Below are 15,375 nucleotides of genomic sequence, written 5' to 3' on the forward strand. Positions count from 1 at the left end.
TTATTGCCCAAACAGTTGGTTGTTTTTCCCCTAACTGATTGGGCAACCTTTGTTATACTGTAAGTATTTACAATTTACTTTTTCCTTAAAATAATTCTTCGATACTCATAGGGACTTAAACCTTCTAATCTCTTAAAGAGCTTTGAAAAATACGTCGCATCCATAATGCCAACCTCTTGAGAAATATTCGCCACCTTCTCATCGGTCATAGCAAGCAGCTTTTTTGCTTCATTCATTCGGTATTGATTTAAATAATTATTAGGCGTCATTCCAATAATTTTTTGCATGCAACGAGTAATGTAGTCTGGATGAAAATGCAGTGCGTTTGATAGATGCTCCATCTTTAATTCTTCCTTATAATGATCCTTAATAAATTTAACCGTTTCTTCAACAACTCTCTCTGCTGCAGAAGGAATTTTACATGCCTCTTTTTGTAAATGTAAGAGAAATTCTTGAAAGTATAATTGTTGCCGTAATTGATAGTCTGGTGTTTGATGACTAATACTCATTAAGTTATCAAAAATATTTTCTACAAACTTCATATTCTCAATTTCTCCAAAGCAAGGCAAACAAAAACGGTAAGCAGAAGGAGTTTCCATATCACCTTCTGATAACAAAATATCTGCCCAATTATCAATCCCATCCTCAACAAGGTCATAATGATTAGGCATCGAAAAATGCAGCCAATAATATTCTGTTTTGACACAGCAGCCCTTATGGCCAAAATGTTCAAATCCTGGGACTAAAATAATATATTGCCCCTCACCAACCGTATAAGGAATGTCATCCTCTGTAATAAATAATTCACCGTGCTTTACATAGATTAAATCAAATACTGTAAAAGTTCTCCTAAAATGCCTTGTGCCTTTTTCAAAAACAGCATATCCCCCCATAATTAAGGTTGGGAATGGAGGAACCATCATTTCAATATATGACATATCCAATCACCCTTTTCAAAGTTAATCTAGTACGCTGCATCATTATCAGCAAAATTTTTATCTTTAAATAATAAATTATGAGATTTATTGTCCATTAATTTTTCAATTAGGAGCTTAACAGATCGATAAACGCTTACATTTTATGATGTCTTTCTCAAAAAATGTTGATAGTCGGATTTCTCCAAGAATTATCGTAATCCTCTCTTTCTATTATACACGAACGTATGTAAACTAATTAAGACTTAATAACGTACTTCAAAAGGTGTTGATAAAAATGTCATCAGAATTTAAAAATCGGAATTTGACATTATTCGCTCTTACATGGCCGATCTTTATCGAGCAAATGCTTCATATGCTAATGGGAAATGCTGATACATTGATGCTTAGCCAATATTCGGATAACTCTGTGGCAGCAGTCGGTGTGTCAAATCAAATATTATTTTTATTAATCGTTATGTTTGGTTTCATTGCAACAGGAACAACGATTCTTATAACGCAATATTTAGGTGCGAATAATGTTAAGGATGCTAAAGAGGTTTCAATTGTATCCATTTCTGCTAATCTTATAATTAGTCTTATATTAAGCGTTGCTATTGTCATCGCTAGTGATGAGATTCTTCGATTAATGAATTTACCAGAAGAATTATTACCAGAGGCTAAATCATATTTACAAATCGTTGGTGGCTTTTCATTTGTTCAAGCATTAATTATGACTGTTAGTGCCATCTTAAAAAGCTATGGTTATACGAAGGACACGATGTTTCTTACAATTGGTATGAACCTATTAAATGTAATCGGTAACTTTGTTCTTATATTTGGGGCATTCGGAATACCTGCACTTGGTGTACAAGGAGCTGCGATTTCAACGGTCGTTTCTCGTATTATTGCTTTATTTATCATTTTTTATATGTTAAAAAAGCGGTTATATTTTACGATCAAGCTAAAAGATTTAATTCATATCCCAATGCACCATCTTAAAAATCTATTAGGTATTGGGGTACCAACTGCTGGTGAACAATTATCCTATAACACATCACAAATGGCGATTACTTTCTTCATTACGATGATAGGTACAGAAGCCCTTACTACTAGAGTTTATACGCAAAATTTAATGATGTTTATGATGTTATTTAGCATTGCCATAAGCCAAGGAACACAAATTTTAATAGGTTATTTAATTGGTGCAAAGGATTATGAATCCGCCTATAAACGCTGTTTAAAAAGTCTATATTCTGGGATAACAATTTCAATCTTAATGGCGGTTATCTTTAGTATATTCTCTAAGCCATTATTAGGAATTTTCACTTCAAATGAACGTATTTTAGAAGTCGGCGGTCTTTTAGTGCTCTTAACAATTATTCTAGAACCAGGAAGATCCTTTAATATGGTCATTATCGGTTCCCTAAGAGCTGCAGGAGATATAAAATTCCCGACCTATGTAGGTATTTTATCAATGTGGGGCATTGCTGTTCCAGTGGCCTATATATTAGGAATTCACTTCGATTTGGGCCTCGTCGGCGTTTGGATTGCCTTTATTGCAGATGAGTGGTTCCGAGGAATCATAATGCTTTATCGTTGGAAATCTCGTGCTTGGATGACGAAACGTTTTGCTCAGAAAGCAGTTACTACTTAAAAATAACTAAACAACCTTCTATTTCAGTTAAAAGATTAGAACTAGATAAGGCTATCCCATGACGATGCTTTCTGTGGGATAGCCTTATTTTTTATTCAAACAGTTTATCTTTCATCAAGATTAATACGGTAATTTTCAAACCATACATGAATTTGTGCTAGATGTGCAAGTAATTGCGGTCCTGACATTAATTGGCCAAACCACGGAACTTTAAATGTATTTCCTTCTGATTCAATTAAATCTTGGAGCATTTGTTTTGATAATAAAACATGTAATATCGAATCTTTATTCGCTACAAGTGTTTGTAACCAGTTTTTCACTAATCGCGTATACTCTGGATTATGAGTTTTTGGATAAGGGCTTTTTTTACGATAGAGTACCTCATTTGGGAGAATTCCTTCTAGTGCTTTTCGTAATATCCCTTTTTCCCTTCCTCCATGCATTTTCATCTCCCAAGGAATATTCCATACATATTCAACAAGTCGATGATCAGCAAATGGTACACGAACCTCTAAGCTTGCTCCCATACTCATTCGATCTTTTCTGTCCAGTAAATTTGTCATAAACCAATGGAGATTTAAATAAAAGAGCTGGCGTCTTTTTGCTTCAATTTCTGTTTCACCTTCTAACAATGGTGTTTCTTTTACGGTTTCTTCATATCGTGCTTGAACATATTCATTTAGCTTTAACTTTTCCTGCCATTCCGGCTTTAATAAATTCACTCTCGCATCGGTTGAGCGCATCCATGGAAATGCGGGACTTGATAGATCATCTGGTCGATGAAACCAAGGATATCCCCCAAAAATTTCATCGGCACATTCTCCAGATAACCCTACAACAAAATCCTTTTTTATTTCTCGACAAAACCAAAGTAATGATGAATCAACATCAGCCATGCCAGGTAAATCTCTTACATACGTCGCTTCAATGAGGTGATCGACTAATTCATTCTGGCTAATGACACATTGGTGATGAATTGTGTTAAATTCTTCACTTACTTTCTTAATCCAAGGACCATCAGAATTTGGTTGAAACTCATTTGCTTTAAAAAATTTCTCATTATCCTCATAATCAATCGAAAATGAATGAAGATTGCCCTTTCCCTCTAGTTGATATTGTTTAGCAGCTATTGCAGTTATCGCACTGGAATCTAAGCCACCCGATAGGAATGTACATAAAGGCACATCTGATACAAGCTGTCTTTTAACTGCATCTGTAAATAAAAATCTTACGTTTTCAGCTGTTTCCTCCAATGAATCTTCATGCTTTTGACTCTTTACATTCCAATATCTCCAAATTTTCAACCCATTTTTGGAATATACGAGGGCATGTGCTGGTCTTAGCTCATCAATTCCTTTAAATACTCCTACTCCTGGCGTCCTTGAAGGCCCAACTCCAAATATCTCTGCTAAACCGGTATAATCAAGAATTGCAGATACGGAAGGATGTGCTAAAATCGCTTTTAATTCAGATGCAAATAATAACGAACCATTTTCTTCTTTGAAAAATAACGGTTTAACCCCCATTCGATCCCGTGCAATGAACAATTTTTCGTTAGCGGAATCCCATACTGCAAAGGCAAAAATACCGTTTAAGTGGTGAACACATTCTTCTCCCCACTCAATATATGATTGTAGCAATACCTCTGTATCTGAATGTCCGACAAAGGAATAACCTCTTGCAAGTAGCTCCTTTCGAATATCTTCCGTATTATAAAGTTCTCCGTTGTAGCAAATCGTATAGCTATTCCCTTCCTTCGTTCGGATCATTGGCTGCTTACCACATTCTGGGTCAACGACAACTAACCGCTTATGACCAAATAACACGTGATTTTCTCCCCATATATTTGTATCATCTGGCCCACGCTTTGCTAAGGTTTCCGTCATTTTACTTATTGTTTCTTCTTCATTTTGGATATTCCCTTTATAGTTAACCCAACCTGTGATTCCACACATTCTTGCATCAACTCCCGATAAAATTTTCACCTATCGATACAGATATCACGTCCGATTGCCTTGCCCAGATTTTATTGTATGCCCACTTTATTTACATGTTGAATTGTCCTAAAAAAAAATGCATAAAATTTGTTCGATTTGTCTAAAACGATGATACTGTCTTCTTCTCCATCAATTCCCGTTAAAAAACACAAATTGGATATACATAATGTTGGAGGTTACGAAATGAGCTCTTATAAGCGTTCTGATGTATTATTAAAGCAAAAGCGGTCCTACTATATTGGTAAAATTGATATAACAGAGGATCAATATGTTATATACGATGATATGAATGATGAATTTTTTTTATTAGAGGAACTTGGTGATAAACAACTTGAAGTCCTTAGTCCTCAAGGCTGGAAAAGTGCGAATTGGTTAGGTCTAGGAAAGGTGAAAACAGATGGGGAGCTATTTACATTAAATTGCGGCGATTCTGTACGAATCCGAAAAACACTTCCGTTTGCACTTGATGAAATGTTAAAGGAACTACCTGATGAGACCTTTGTCAAAATCATTAAGCAGCTTAATTCATTATCATTTTCACCTTATGATTGTATTTATTCCTACAATCAGTTGCTCTTTTTTTCAAACAAAGCAAATAAAAAGGGTGTTTCTTTTTTTCAATTTGACAACGAAGAATCCATTTGCGCCATTCAGCATCATTTCGAACGCGGGATTCATTCTTCTGACAGATTTGAATTTACAACAAGCTTTGGCGAAAGACGACTAATTGTATCAATGTATTAAAAAAGCAATGCTCTATGACTAAAACAACATGAAGGTTCACAAATTTCTCCGATCAACATTTTTCTCAAGCTTGTGATTGCGAAAAATTCTCAAGCAAAAAAGGTACCTCGTCATATAAACATATGATGAGATACCCTCAATTAATTAAAACAAGTCAAATCCTTCAGGCAAGCGTAAGCCTAGGGAAATGGTTAAGATAAGTATTACAAAGAACAAAATCCAAAATAGCATCGCAGGTTTCCCTTTTTTTACTTTAGCTAACACCATTTCCATCATACCAATTGTTAAGATTCCTAAAATGATTTTACCGATATATTCCCCATCAATACTTGTAAACCCGGAAAGGATGAGAACTCCTGTCCCGATAACAAGAATGTAAAAAACTCTTAGGATCATTGAAACAATTTTTGCTTGCTTCTCTTTTTTTGATTTCAATAAAGAAGTAGCGACAAAAAATAGGATAATAGCAATTACCCATGACGTAATATGTACATGTGTCATAATTTTCTCCTCCTTGTAAAGTTTTCGTGAACGTTTCATTTACCACAAACCTATCACAAAAACTATTTTCCCAAACAAGCCTATTTTAGCATGATTCACCTTATACAGTTAACCTCTTCTCCTCATAAAAAGGTGTAAAATTAGTGAACCTTTTGTAAATAACTACTGCTCATCTAGTAAAATCTATTGATTTCTGTTTGTGTCTACTTTTTAAATTTGCTCATTATAATAAACATGATAAAGTGCTTGTCTACAAATTTTCCAAATTAAATCCGGCTACTTTTTTTCTTTCATAAATACTTGTTATTCCTTTACACGATTCCTTAAAACCCCTATACCTTCAATTTCAACCTCTACGATATCACCAGGCTTTAGAAATCTCGGAGGATTAAAGCCTTTGCCTACTCCAGCAGGTGTCCCTGTAGCAATAATATCACCAGGTTCAAGAGTCGTTCCTTGAGAAATAGTTGAGATAACATGCTCAATTGAAAAAATCATATCCTTTGTATTCCCGTTTTGCCTTACCTCTCCATTAATCTTAGTTGTTAATGTTAAATCATATGGATTTGAGACCGCAGATTTATGGACTAAATAAGGCCCCATCGGACATGAAGTATCTAGGCTTTTCCCTAATAAAAACTGCTTATGCTGTGCTTGAAGATTTCTAGCTGTAAGATCATTGATAATCGTATAACCAAACACATAATCCATAGCTTCCGCTTCGTTTATTTGCTTCCCTTTTTGACCAATAACGATAGCAAGCTCTCCCTCATAGTCCAGCTCATTCGTAATATGTAAATGTGGATCAATTTCATCTTCATGTCCAATCACCGTTGTAGGTGCTTTTGAAAATAGCATAACATGTTTAGGAATGTCCTCTTCACTACCCATTTCAATTGCATGCTCACGATAATTTTTCCCTACACAAAATATGTTTTTCGTTGGACGTGGGATAGGTGGAAGTATAGTAACATCCTCTATGCGATATAAAAATCCTTCAGAACCTTCCTCATTGATTTTGTCCACAATTTGCTTTACATGTTGGACAAATTTATCACCTAGTTTAATACACTCATATAGCGACTTTGGAATAGAGGATAATTCAAATATCTCCTTCTCTGCCTTTGCTAAATCAATAATTCTCTCTCCATGTACTAAACCTATAAATGATTCTTTATGGATCATTGCAGTAACAAACTTCATAAACAACCTCCAATTTTAATGTAATTCAATTAAACACTTACCATAGCTGTTTAGTATTATGACAGATTATTTCTAATAATTCATTGTACCTGATATGTAGAATATTCGCTAAGCAAGTCGTTATTTCCTTTAATAATAATGGTGTAGTTTGTCTTTCCGAAAAAGGACCACCATGCTGCCACGGACCATCTGTTTCAATTAGCAATTGTTCGAGTGGTATTTGCTTTACCAATAACTGGTCTCTTTCACGATAGCAAACCTCTGGAGTTACAGAAACAAAATACCCAGACGAAACGATTTCGTTAACAGTACTAGCCGAGGCTTTCAACCAATGAAAATGAGCCAATTCAACTTTTAACTTTTTTAATGATATTAATGCCTTTTTAGCCTCTTCATGTACTGCATGTAAAGAAACAGGTAAATTTTCTTTTTTAGCAAGACGAAGAAAGGTTTCAAGTACGTCAATAAATTGCTCCTCACTGTATTTCGTATATAGTTCTTCTTTCTTGTAAGTAGGCAAGCCGATTTCGCCAATCCCAGCTAATTGTTTTCTTTCTTGATGCACTAAATCAATAAGTTCATATAAATCTCTTGTATTTGGTGGCGGTTCCTCTGGATGATGGCCAATTGCTGCTCGGATAAAATTTGGATACTCCTGCTTTAACTTCAATATATCATAACTTGATTTTAAATTCGTTGAAACCGCAACTACACCTGCTATCCCATTCTCACTCCATTTATTTATCATTTCTTTTATACCGGGTTTGATCATATTGGTCGAGGTGGATATGTGCGTCAATCATCCTACTCTAGTCCCCTTTCTTCACAAAAAAAGTAGTTAACGATAACCTAAATGTAGAAATTTGTATCTTTTTTGCATGTTTTATCGAATCTATTACTTTTTAAGAATAAGGATGTATAATAAGCTTGTCCTCATAAAAGGATAGATAAATTATTTAGAGATGGAGACGTAAAATGTTTACAAATAGTATCGAATTAAAAAGAAAATCCTTATTGAAAACAGCCTTACAATATGGAATAAACTCGAGCGAAACGATTACTTGCAGCCAAGAGCTCGATATTTTGTTACTTAATGAAATTAAGTTAAGAAACTCAAAAATAACTTCAAATCAAGTTAATACTTCATATAAAAAAGAATAGAATTGAACTATAACTATTAACATTCAACATCATCTTCCCGCATTTTCCTTTCCTTATTCCACGTGTTGATTGTACCTCCAACATTAATCACACATATATTGTTTTATATCATATTAGTATAAAAAACACGTTCTTTTTTGCGTGTTTTTCCATTTTGATTAAAAGGGAGTTAACAATGCCAGCGATTGTAGGAGCCTTTAAGGTAAATAGTGTAGGTACAAGTAGTATCGTTCATGTGGGAGATGTTATTACGATTTCTCCATATAGTGAGGTAAAAACCTTTGCTGGAGCTGGTTCTTTTAATACAGGAGACGGTCTAAATATTTATAATCAACACTCTGTAACAAATACGTATGATAATGATGTTGTTGACCAGCCATCTGCAGGAAATTTATAAAGGAGTGTTGACCATGAACTTTTATATTAATCAATCGATATGTATTAATTATTTACGAGTAGATTCTGTAAGCAACTCTTCCGTCTTACAAATTGGAAGTGCAGGGATTATAAAACCGTTGTCAAATCTTTACAATACAGGTGGGTTTACCGAGGCAGCCCCAGAAATAGAAACGGAAACACCAGTTGGGTTGCTTGAAACAAGTGATATTACAGTTCCTTTAACATCACCTACAGTTCGATAATCAGCCTAATTCATAAGGCTAATATTGATCTCCTTCAGGTTTTCGACTTAGGCAATCACCTATTGTTTCCAACATGCATATAAATAGTGTATCAATTGTGTGTGAGGACTGAGGTGATTGGTAGTATGTATACAAATGAGTTCGTGAAAACCTTACAACAGCTTCAGCAATATATTCAATATCAGGACCAAAAGCTTAAGCAATTAGCTGAAACAATCAACACCCTTCAATCAGAGGTTGAACAGTTCAAAAATAAACCTTCTACAAATATCGAAAGAATTGAATATAAGTTTGACCAGCTAAAAATTGAACGACTTGATGGTACATTAAATATCGGATTAAATCCTACCGATCCAAATCAGATTGATCAATTTGAAGTAGAACAAAACGGACTACAAGTAAATAACGATATGACATACCCTCCACAAGAACAACAGCAAGTACGCCATCAGCTTTTCCAACAGTGTAAAGAAGAAATTCAGCATTTTTTAAATAATGATTGTGTCGATTTTATTAAACAGGCAGAACAACAATTACAATTACGCTTAGATGAACCACATCGTAGACATATTATTGAGGATATTCGAAAGCAAATCGATAGTCGGATTCAATATTACATGAATGAACCTTCGTTATCTAATCTCGGAGATTTCAACGAGCAAAAGCATAAAATTCTCCAGCAAGTGAAAGCAGATGTAGAGAATTCAATAAAACATTTTTTAAATCACTTACCAAAAGGACCTGAATAAGGAGGATATTCTATATAAGGAGGAAAGCTAAATGAATTTCACTGTTGTTAATCGCAACCTTCAAGTCGGAAATATTCGAATTATCGGTGTGTCAAGTTCTTCAGTGTTTTTAATTGGGGATACGAATACAATCTCACTATCTTCTGTTTTTGATACTCCACCTGAGTCGCTTATTGTCGGTCCATATGTACCGCTGGCTCCACAATGATTAGTCGATTTTCAAAGGTAAACTCAGTATATGTTAATTCAATCGGTCTTAGCTCTGTATTTACAATCGGTGATTCGATGAATATCACCCCTTCTGTTAAAGTCTTTTCAGAGCAAAGGGAAGAGGAAAAATTTTTTGGTTCAGAAGGTGACCTAAGCAAATATCCAATTTTTGAAGAGGAGATTCCATATCCTATTTTTTATGAACAAATAACAACAAATTTTTTTCATGACAATCCAAGCATTCAAGTAAATACTGTGACCGTTACTGCACTATCAAGCTCAGCAGTCTTTCAAATCGGCTCATCTAAAGATGTATTTTGCGAATCACGTACTTTACACATTCGTCACCCGTTTGATTAGGCGAATCAACCTACCTAATATGTTAACGAACAATCCTCCTTTCATATGCATAAAGTAAAGTACTAGCGAAAACAAAAGGGATGTTTTTATATGCCAGCAATTGTAGGTCCAATAAAAATTAATGAAGTTAGCGGTGGGGTTGTAAACTTTGGGGATACGTTCTATTTATCTCCTAAAAACCAATCAAAATCAGCTTCAGGTTCTGGTGGAGGAAATGTCGGCGATTTTCATATTGTTAATAATGGATTAAGTGCAACAAATATGGTTGACCCAGATGTTTCAGATCAAAATATGACGGCAAATGCCTAGTTACAGTTCTGCTTTAAAAATTCATAATAATAGGTGTAGGGTGACTCAAAAGGATCTGACCCATAGTAAAACTAACCTCATTATTAGTTCTATATATGTTTGAGGGGTCTGAACCTATAGTTTTGAGTCACCCTTTATTATGTTTCCTAATCATTTCAATAACCGATCAATTCTCAAAATTTCTATATTGGTAAACTTCCCGTTCCTAACTCTTCTCTCGTCTAGCTAGATTAAAATAGAAGACAAGGTACTCTTTACATTCTGATTCTTTCGTTGTCAGTACTAATAATTCGCCTATGCTTTAAAATTCACATTGATTCAAGATAGACGGTTGAACCTTTACCAGATGGTTCAGCTGGGACGACGATTAATTTTTTAGGCAGTCTTGCTCGTAGTTCTGCAACGTGACTAATGACACCGACTGATAGGTTTTGTGCCTGAAGCTTTTCAAGAGCTGAGATGACTGTATCAAGTAGCTCGACATCAAGTGTACCAAAGCCTTCATCTAGGAAGAAAAACTGTAATGGGTATTCGCCACGAAGCTGAATTTGCGTTGATAACGACAGCGCTAAGGCAAGTGAGGTTAAGAAGGTTTCTCCTCCAGAAAGTGTAGATACTGGACGTCTAACCCCGCCATTTGCGTCATCTCTCATAATAAAGCCACCTTGAGAGTCTACTTCAATTGCATAACGTCCTCTAGTAAGTGTTCGCAATCGTTCTGATGCATCTCTACTAACCTGGACAAGCTGCTCCTCTGCTACATATTCAACAAAGCTGTTTCCTTTAAAGACGGTTTGCAGCTTTTCAAGCTTTTCTAACATCTCATCTAGCGCCTTTTGTTGTCGTTCAATTTCGACATAGCGGTCATGTTTTTTTAACAGCTCTTGAAGCGCTTCGCTTGCTGCTCCTTTATTTGCAACTGCTTCATCCACCTGTTCCTTCACTTCTTTTTTCAATAATTGAATTTGTTCCCATGCTTCATTCGTTAACTGTTTATCTTGTAGCTTTTCAGCTATTCGGTTTAAGTCGGATGTCAGCTGCTTCATTTTATCAGTAAACTTTTCTAGTTCATTTTTCATGTAATGCTTTTCTTCCAGCCCTAATAAGGAAGAAAGAGTCTCTTCAATTGTATGAAAGGACGTTTTTTCAGATACATTCTTCCATTTTTCTGTTGCCTCATGTAATTTGAGTTTTGTTTGTTCAAACGCCTTCTCATTTGCCGCAAGCTGACTTTGATGCTCGTGCATTGATTTCGTAGCTTGCTGTAATAAGCGGTACAATTCATTTTCCTTTTCCGTTAATTGTTTTAGCTTTTCGATTGTTTCTTTCAATTGTTGGTTGAGTGATTTATCAGACGAAACATCCGATAATTTCTCTTCCTTCTCACGAATTAGCTGTTTACAATTATTGATTGTCGCTTGTAATTCAATTTCTTGTTGATTGATTAACTGAATTTGCTTTTCGCATTCCTTTACTGACGTTTGCTGCTCTTCAATAAATAGAATGCTTGTTTGAATTCTTTCATTTAGTTGCTCTACTGCTTGGTCTTTTTTGCTCATATCTTGTTGAAGCGTTTCAACGTCTGTTAATGGCACCGTTGAAAATTGCTCTTCATATTCTTTTAACGCTTTTTCATAAGCAACCTGATCTACTTGTTGCTTTTCCTTCCATTCACTCACATCGTTTTTGGCAGAGGAAAGATAATCACCTTTTCTCAATTCTTCCTGCTGAATTTCTCTTACTTGCTTCACTAGTAAATCAATTTTACTTTTTAGCTGTAAATAATCCTGGGAAATTGTCTTTAATTCTAATTGAAAAAGCTTGTCTCCTTTTTGAAGTGGGTCAGCAAGTTCTTTTTTTATAATCTCGTCAAGCTCTATCTCCTCTACTTGTGTCACATCTTGAAGAAATGGAAATTCAGAGGTTAATTGTTGTGAGATTCCTTCAAGTTTAATTTTTAGCGAATGGAATTCCTGACTTAAATCCTGTAATCTCTCAAGTTGTTCTTGAAGCTTTTCCGACTGCTTTTCACCGCTCTCATACAATTCTTCATTTAGATGGGCAGGATTTGGATGTGTCGATGAACCACAAACTGGGCATGGTTCTCCATCATGTAAATGCTGGACAAGTTTTAGTGCAAGCTTTTGACTATTTTCCTTCTCTTCTTTTTTGACGATAAAGTCTAATTCGCTTTTCACAGTGTGAATAAAGGCATGATGTTCCCTTTCTCGTTCTGATATAAGAAAGTACTGCTTATTCAATTCAATAAATTGTTCCTTAAGCTGATTTTTACGATTAACAGTTGCTACTGAAATTCTTTTTAGGTTTTCAGTTTCCTGTTCGATTATTTTTTGTTTTTCTTGAACAATTGTAGTTGTTTCAGAGAATCTATGTTTTGCCTGAGTAACTGTTTGTTTTGCCGTTAATGCTCCTTGGATCATTTCTCGTTCTTTTGCCGATACAGTATTAGCGAGTAATTCTTCCTTCAAGCGTTGCTGCTTTTCCAATGCCCTCTCTACTAAGGTCTGTGCCTTTTCCAATGCTTTATTGTCAAGATGACGTTGTTCGACCAACTTATCGAATTTCTCTTGTAATTGAGCTAATCTTTTCTGTTCTGCAACACGTTCTTCATCAATTTTTTGTAGCTGTAGAAGCTTTTCCCTTTCAGCTACAAGCTGTGGCTCCCGCTCACTTTTTATGTTTCGGATCTCTTCATATGCTAGATTGCTTGTCTCATATTGTTCCTTTACCTCTTCATATTGCTTTCTTATCAAGGAAAGATTTACTTCTGCGTCTCTTTTCTCTAGCATAAGTGCTTGGAGTGATTCGGCATATGGTCTTAGTGCCTCAGCTTCCTCTGCTTTTTGAAGCTGTAATTTAAGCTTGTCCATTTTATCTGCTTCTGCTTCTAAAGATACCTTTTCTTTCTCTATCTCTGCCTTTTGCAATTGCAGCTGTCTTATCTCTTGCATCGCTTCATATTCTTTTAAAATGCTATCATATTCTGTTTGACGTTTTTCTAGTAGAATATTTGCTTCATTCAGACGAGCTTCCGCTGCTTGAACTGCCTCTGTAGAAGCATCACCTAACCCTGTTTTTTCTGCTTCAAGTTCATTTCGTTGTATTCTTGTTTTTGCAAGTCGAGATTTTAATTTTTTGATTAATTTGTCACCGTATTGTTCTAGATGAAACAATCGTTGTAGCATTTGGCGTCGTTCCGCACCTTTTAATGAGAGAAACTCAGCAAATTTTCCTTGCGGGAGAACAACAGCTCTTGTGAAATCATCAATCGTTAACCCTAACAACCCATGTATTTTTTCATTAACATCGGCAGCCTTATCTGCTAACACAACGGTTTCTTCTCCAGCTTCAATTAATCGACAAATGGATGTTTTTACTTTTATATCATCTGTTCTCTTAAAGCCTCTTTCAACCGTATAGCGCTTTTTCGAGGAGGCATTTTCTAGCTCAAAGGTAAAGGATACTGCAAGGCTGTCCTCTGCATGGTTTAAAATACCATGTGTATTATTTGCTGCACGCTCAACTTTTCCATATAAAGCTAATGTCATAGCATCTAAAATAGAGGATTTACCACTTCCAGTAGGTCCAAATATCCCAAAAATCCCCCCTTCACATAATGAATCAAATTGAATTGTCTGCTTCTCTCTAAAGCTATGAAGCCCTGAAACAGTTAATTGAATTGGTCTCATTCTTCAACACCTTCCTCAGAACCTTCCTCTTGGTGAACAAGCTCAAGAAATAATTGAACTAAGTCTGCTTCAGGCTTAGCTCCCCCTGTTTGTTTCTCATAAAATTGTGTAAAAAGTTGATCGATCGGTAAATTAGCTTGCCTTGCTTCAATAACTTCCTGCTCACCGATAAAGATCGGACGGATATGAATAAACCCTGGATGCCATTTTCGTAAACGATGAATTTCTTCAATTGAGAGAGTATTTGTTAAGTGAATTTCTAAATCAATCCATGCCGATGTATCACGACCTTCATCTAACCATTTGTAAACCTGGTTAATTCCTTCTGTTGCTTTCCACTTAACTAATGGTTTGCCAGAAGATAATGGAATTTCTCTCATCTTTACAGGCTGATTAGGCTCAGCATCTAATATAGTGACTGACTTTGCATAGCCAATTTCTGAAAAACTATACGCTAGTGGAGAGCCAGAATATCTTGTTAACGTATTTGCGCGTTTTATATTTTGGGGACGATGCAAATGTCCCAATGCAACATATTGAGCTGCCTCAGGCATACTTGTTGCAGCTACTGTGTACGCACCACCAACTTCAATTGGGCGTTCAGAATCAGACGAGCTTCCACCAGCAACATGAATATGACTCATTGCCATATTAATCGTATCGGGACGAAATTGCTTGCTCATAATTGAAAATAACTCTCGAATTCTTTCATCATATTTATTTCGTAATAACACTTCATCGTGGGACTCTGATAACACCTGTTCAAGTCTAGCCTCTGAAGGGTACGCAAGAGCAGCGAGCGTCATTTGCTGCTGCGCCCTCGGGACATCAATTTTGATCACATCAGCCATCGGATATCCTATTAATTGTATCGAATGATTACTAGCCAATGGTGATGCTGCCGATAATCGATCTGGATTATCATGATTCCCCGCAATGACAACGATAGGCCGTTTTCCATTGTCTGATAAACGCGAAAGTGCATCATAAAATAACTGTTCTGCAGCAGCAGGGGGATTCACTGTATCAAATGCATCACCAGCCATTAAAATCATATCTACTTTTTCTTCTTCAACTATACGAACAAGTTCATCAAGAAATTCAGCTTGCTCCGCTAAGCGGCTCCTTCCTTCTAAGGACCGACCTAGATGCCAATCAGCTGTATGGAGGATTCGCATTCTATTAAACACCCTTTCTAGCATATAGAAATAAACTACGA

Annotated in this window: 16 protein-coding genes; 9 read left to right on the forward strand and 7 right to left on the reverse strand. The window is 35.7% G+C overall.

Annotated elements, in window-relative coordinates; all coding sequences use genetic code 11:
- Positions 1–74: 74 nt before the first annotated feature.
- Positions 75–938: a helix-turn-helix transcriptional regulator gene (locus ACTJJ9_RS05330; RefSeq protein ID WP_145581431.1), complete on the reverse strand. Its 864-nt coding sequence runs from the start codon at positions 936–938 to the stop codon at positions 75–77.
- A 274-nt stretch (positions 939–1,212) separates the two neighbouring features.
- Between ACTJJ9_RS05330 and ACTJJ9_RS05335 the strand changes: the two genes are divergently transcribed.
- Positions 1,213–2,571, forward strand: coding sequence for an MATE family efflux transporter (locus ACTJJ9_RS05335; RefSeq protein WP_145581432.1), 1,359 nt, complete (start codon positions 1,213–1,215; stop codon positions 2,569–2,571).
- Positions 2,572–2,675: 104 nt separating this feature from the next.
- Here ACTJJ9_RS05335 and asnB read toward each other — a convergent pair whose 3' ends face one another.
- Positions 2,676–4,526: an asparagine synthase (glutamine-hydrolyzing) gene (gene asnB, locus ACTJJ9_RS05340; RefSeq protein WP_440768488.1), complete on the reverse strand. Its 1,851-nt coding sequence runs from the start codon at positions 4,524–4,526 to the stop codon at positions 2,676–2,678.
- A gap of 225 nt (positions 4,527–4,751) precedes the next feature.
- On the opposite strand from asnB, the gene ACTJJ9_RS05345 reads away from it, so the two are divergent.
- On the forward strand, positions 4,752–5,312 hold the full coding sequence (locus ACTJJ9_RS05345) for a DUF2777 family protein (RefSeq protein WP_174880152.1): 561 nt from the start codon (positions 4,752–4,754) through the stop codon (positions 5,310–5,312).
- A 144-nt stretch (positions 5,313–5,456) separates the two neighbouring features.
- On the opposite strand, the gene ACTJJ9_RS05350 is transcribed toward ACTJJ9_RS05345, so the two are convergent.
- The 3 genes from ACTJJ9_RS05350 to ACTJJ9_RS05360 form a co-directional block, all read right to left on the reverse strand.
- Positions 5,457–5,813 carry a YisL family protein gene (locus ACTJJ9_RS05350; RefSeq protein WP_145581435.1) on the reverse strand — a complete coding sequence of 119 codons (357 nt, stop codon included), beginning with the start codon at positions 5,811–5,813 and terminating at the stop codon, positions 5,457–5,459.
- 303 nt (positions 5,814–6,116) lie between these two features.
- Complete coding sequence (locus tag ACTJJ9_RS05355; protein WP_095300839.1) at positions 6,117–7,016, reverse strand: fumarylacetoacetate hydrolase family protein; 900 nt, start codon at positions 7,014–7,016, stop codon at positions 6,117–6,119.
- 37 nt (positions 7,017–7,053) lie between these two features.
- Positions 7,054–7,764 carry a TatD family hydrolase gene (locus ACTJJ9_RS05360; protein ID WP_440768489.1) on the reverse strand — a complete coding sequence of 237 codons (711 nt, stop codon included), beginning with the start codon at positions 7,762–7,764 and terminating at the stop codon, positions 7,054–7,056.
- A 227-nt stretch (positions 7,765–7,991) separates the two neighbouring features.
- Between ACTJJ9_RS05360 and ACTJJ9_RS05365 the strand changes: the two genes are divergently transcribed.
- The 7 genes from ACTJJ9_RS05365 (at position 7,992) to ACTJJ9_RS05395 (ending at position 10,446) form a co-directional block, all read left to right on the forward strand.
- On the forward strand, positions 7,992–8,177 hold the full coding sequence (locus ACTJJ9_RS05365) for an aspartyl-phosphate phosphatase Spo0E family protein (RefSeq protein ID WP_095300841.1): 186 nt from the start codon (positions 7,992–7,994) through the stop codon (positions 8,175–8,177).
- A gap of 175 nt (positions 8,178–8,352) precedes the next feature.
- A complete protein-coding gene (locus tag ACTJJ9_RS05370; protein ID WP_095300842.1) occupies positions 8,353–8,574 on the forward strand; it encodes a spore germination protein in 222 nt (73 codons plus the stop codon).
- A 13-nt stretch (positions 8,575–8,587) separates the two neighbouring features.
- Positions 8,588–8,818 (forward strand): spore germination protein GerPB, encoded by a 231-nt coding sequence (locus ACTJJ9_RS05375; RefSeq protein ID WP_095300843.1) that lies wholly within the window; start codon positions 8,588–8,590, stop codon positions 8,816–8,818.
- 125 nt (positions 8,819–8,943) lie between these two features.
- On the forward strand, positions 8,944–9,567 hold the full coding sequence (gene gerPC / locus ACTJJ9_RS05380; RefSeq protein WP_095300844.1) for a spore germination protein GerPC: 624 nt from the start codon (positions 8,944–8,946) through the stop codon (positions 9,565–9,567).
- A 31-nt stretch (positions 9,568–9,598) separates the two neighbouring features.
- Complete coding sequence (locus tag ACTJJ9_RS05385) at positions 9,599–9,775, forward strand: spore gernimation protein GerPD (protein ID WP_095300845.1); 177 nt, start codon at positions 9,599–9,601, stop codon at positions 9,773–9,775.
- A complete protein-coding gene (locus tag ACTJJ9_RS05390) occupies positions 9,772–10,137 on the forward strand; it encodes a spore germination protein GerPE (RefSeq protein ID WP_095300846.1) in 366 nt (121 codons plus the stop codon). The genes ACTJJ9_RS05385 and ACTJJ9_RS05390 overlap by 4 nt, the downstream gene beginning before the upstream one ends.
- A 90-nt stretch (positions 10,138–10,227) precedes the next feature.
- Positions 10,228–10,446 carry a spore germination protein gene (locus tag ACTJJ9_RS05395; protein WP_095300847.1) on the forward strand — a complete coding sequence of 73 codons (219 nt, stop codon included), beginning with the start codon at positions 10,228–10,230 and terminating at the stop codon, positions 10,444–10,446.
- A 308-nt stretch (positions 10,447–10,754) separates the two neighbouring features.
- Here ACTJJ9_RS05395 and ACTJJ9_RS05400 read toward each other — a convergent pair whose 3' ends face one another.
- Positions 10,755–14,156, reverse strand: coding sequence for an AAA family ATPase (locus ACTJJ9_RS05400; protein WP_440768490.1), 3,402 nt, complete (start codon positions 14,154–14,156; stop codon positions 10,755–10,757).
- Positions 14,153–15,334 (reverse strand): exonuclease SbcCD subunit D, encoded by a 1,182-nt coding sequence (locus tag ACTJJ9_RS05405; RefSeq protein WP_440768491.1) that lies wholly within the window; start codon positions 15,332–15,334, stop codon positions 14,153–14,155. The genes ACTJJ9_RS05400 and ACTJJ9_RS05405 overlap by 4 nt, the downstream gene beginning before the upstream one ends.
- Between the last annotated feature and the right edge of the window lie 41 nt (positions 15,335–15,375).

It is taken from the genome of Metabacillus sp. 22489 (assembly GCF_052044855.1).
GTDB lineage: Bacteria > Bacillota > Bacilli > Bacillales > Bacillaceae > Metabacillus > Metabacillus niabensis.

Excerpts from the sequence above, each read along its gene's own strand:
- ACTJJ9_RS05330 (WP_145581431.1), bottom strand. The coding sequence starts at position 938 with ATGTCATATATTGAAATGATGGTTCCTCCATTCCCAACCTTAATTATG.
- ACTJJ9_RS05335 (WP_145581432.1), top strand. The coding sequence starts at position 1,213 with ATGTCATCAGAATTTAAAAATCGGAATTTGACATTATTCGCTCTTACA.
- asnB (WP_440768488.1), bottom strand. The coding sequence starts at position 4,526 with ATGTGTGGAATCACAGGTTGGGTTAACTATAAAGGGAATATCCAAAAT.
- ACTJJ9_RS05345 (WP_174880152.1), top strand. The coding sequence starts at position 4,752 with ATGAGCTCTTATAAGCGTTCTGATGTATTATTAAAGCAAAAGCGGTCC.
- ACTJJ9_RS05350 (WP_145581435.1), bottom strand. The coding sequence starts at position 5,813 with ATGACACATGTACATATTACGTCATGGGTAATTGCTATTATCCTATTT.
- ACTJJ9_RS05355 (WP_095300839.1), bottom strand. The coding sequence starts at position 7,016 with ATGAAGTTTGTTACTGCAATGATCCATAAAGAATCATTTATAGGTTTA.
- ACTJJ9_RS05360 (WP_440768489.1), bottom strand. The coding sequence starts at position 7,764 with ATGATAAATAAATGGAGTGAGAATGGGATAGCAGGTGTAGTTGCGGTT.
- ACTJJ9_RS05365 (WP_095300841.1), top strand. The coding sequence starts at position 7,992 with ATGTTTACAAATAGTATCGAATTAAAAAGAAAATCCTTATTGAAAACA.
- ACTJJ9_RS05370 (WP_095300842.1), top strand. The coding sequence starts at position 8,353 with ATGCCAGCGATTGTAGGAGCCTTTAAGGTAAATAGTGTAGGTACAAGT.
- ACTJJ9_RS05375 (WP_095300843.1), top strand. The coding sequence starts at position 8,588 with ATGAACTTTTATATTAATCAATCGATATGTATTAATTATTTACGAGTA.
- gerPC (WP_095300844.1), top strand. The coding sequence starts at position 8,944 with ATGTATACAAATGAGTTCGTGAAAACCTTACAACAGCTTCAGCAATAT.
- ACTJJ9_RS05385 (WP_095300845.1), top strand. The coding sequence starts at position 9,599 with ATGAATTTCACTGTTGTTAATCGCAACCTTCAAGTCGGAAATATTCGA.
- ACTJJ9_RS05390 (WP_095300846.1), top strand. The coding sequence starts at position 9,772 with ATGATTAGTCGATTTTCAAAGGTAAACTCAGTATATGTTAATTCAATC.
- ACTJJ9_RS05395 (WP_095300847.1), top strand. The coding sequence starts at position 10,228 with ATGCCAGCAATTGTAGGTCCAATAAAAATTAATGAAGTTAGCGGTGGG.
- ACTJJ9_RS05400 (WP_440768490.1), bottom strand. The coding sequence starts at position 14,156 with ATGAGACCAATTCAATTAACTGTTTCAGGGCTTCATAGCTTTAGAGAG.
- ACTJJ9_RS05405 (WP_440768491.1), bottom strand. The coding sequence starts at position 15,334 with ATGCGAATCCTCCATACAGCTGATTGGCATCTAGGTCGGTCCTTAGAA.